Origin of the sequence: Serratia oryzae (genome assembly GCF_001976145.1) — a bacterium.
GTDB classification, from domain to species: domain Bacteria; phylum Pseudomonadota; class Gammaproteobacteria; order Enterobacterales; family Enterobacteriaceae; genus Chania; species Chania oryzae.
In genome coordinates, this window is sequence record NZ_MOXD01000048.1 from 1 (window position 1) to 1273 (window position 1273).

1 protein-coding gene is annotated in these 1273 nt (G+C 60.3%); it reads right to left on the bottom strand.

Annotated elements, in window-relative coordinates; genetic code table 11:
• On the bottom strand, positions 1-1273 hold a 1273-nt coding region (locus tag BMI79_RS22815; RefSeq protein WP_125828884.1), incomplete at both ends, for a filamentous hemagglutinin N-terminal domain-containing protein.

Genomic DNA, 1273 nt, shown 5'->3' on the forward strand with positions numbered 1-1273 from the left:
AACCCGGTCAGTTGCGAGCCACCATCCAGAATCAAGTCGCGTTGGGCTGCGGCAATCACCGTTCCCGCCCCGAGCTGGCTGTTCAGCCACTTCTGCTCACCGGCGTTTACGACGAGCCGCTGGGTGGCGGTCAGGTTGCCTTGTGCGTCCGTGCCTGCCAGCAGGGTGCTGTTGGTCGCTGTCAATTGGCCTGTGGCATGCACCTGAAGGTCTTTCGCCGCGCTGAGCGTGGTCTGCGCCAGTGCCAGGTCACCGTCGTTGAGTGCGATCTGCTGACCGGCTTTCACCGAGGTGTGACTCAGTGCCAACTGCCCCTGGCTGTTCAAGGCGACGTTTTGAGCAGCCTCATGGCTGCCACTCAGCGCAATATCCGCTGCATTGACGGTCAAGTTCCCCTGCGCCAGCGTGTTATTCAGCGTCAACTTGCCGTTGGCATCCAGAGTGATATCCCCGTCACGGGCATTGAGGTTACCGAGGTTAACGCCGACGCCGGTTTCACTGGAGACCAGGTGAATTCGGTTGGCGTACATTCCGCCCAATGCACCGGTGTCGATCGCCACTTTTGGCACGTCGCCCTGACCGGCGATCGGTGTAGCGTTGCCTTGTGCATCCACCCGGTTGGCACCCAGCGTGATGGTTGCGTCTTTGGCATGCAGTTGCGCGTTGAGGTCGGTGGCACGGGCAATCAGCGCGAACTTGTCGCTCTGGCTGGCATCCAGCCCTTGGCCCTGAATGCTGATCGCCCCCTGGGTTACTTCCAGCGCCTGCAAACTGCCGTCGGCACCCAGTACCGGTTTACCGGTGGTTAATGTTGCATTCGGGGTGTTGATAAAACCGCAGCCGTCGCAGGTAATGCCGTAGGGGTTGGCCACCATCACATTGGCCTGCTTGCCCGCCACTTCCATATAGCCCTGCAGTTGCGAGCGGTTCGGGGCCACCACTTCATTGATGATGCCCTGGGCTTCTCTCCCGGCCTGCAGGTTGGGGTTGTTCTGGATCAGGCCACCCAACTGGCTCTGAGTGAGCCGGTCGGTAGCGTTGTTGAGGATCAGTCCCTCTTTCCCGACGTTGAAGTCGTTGTATTTATTGTGGGAAATTCCGGCCTGATTGGGCGTGGCGATATTGACCACCGGCACGCCGTTGGCCGCCTGATCGAGTTTCGTATTGCCTTCGGCGACGCTCACGCCGTTGGCAAACGCGGGTAACACCGGCTGCCACACCAGGAGGGTACACAGGGCATAGCTCAGCCAACGTTGGGTGGCATGAAGAGGAC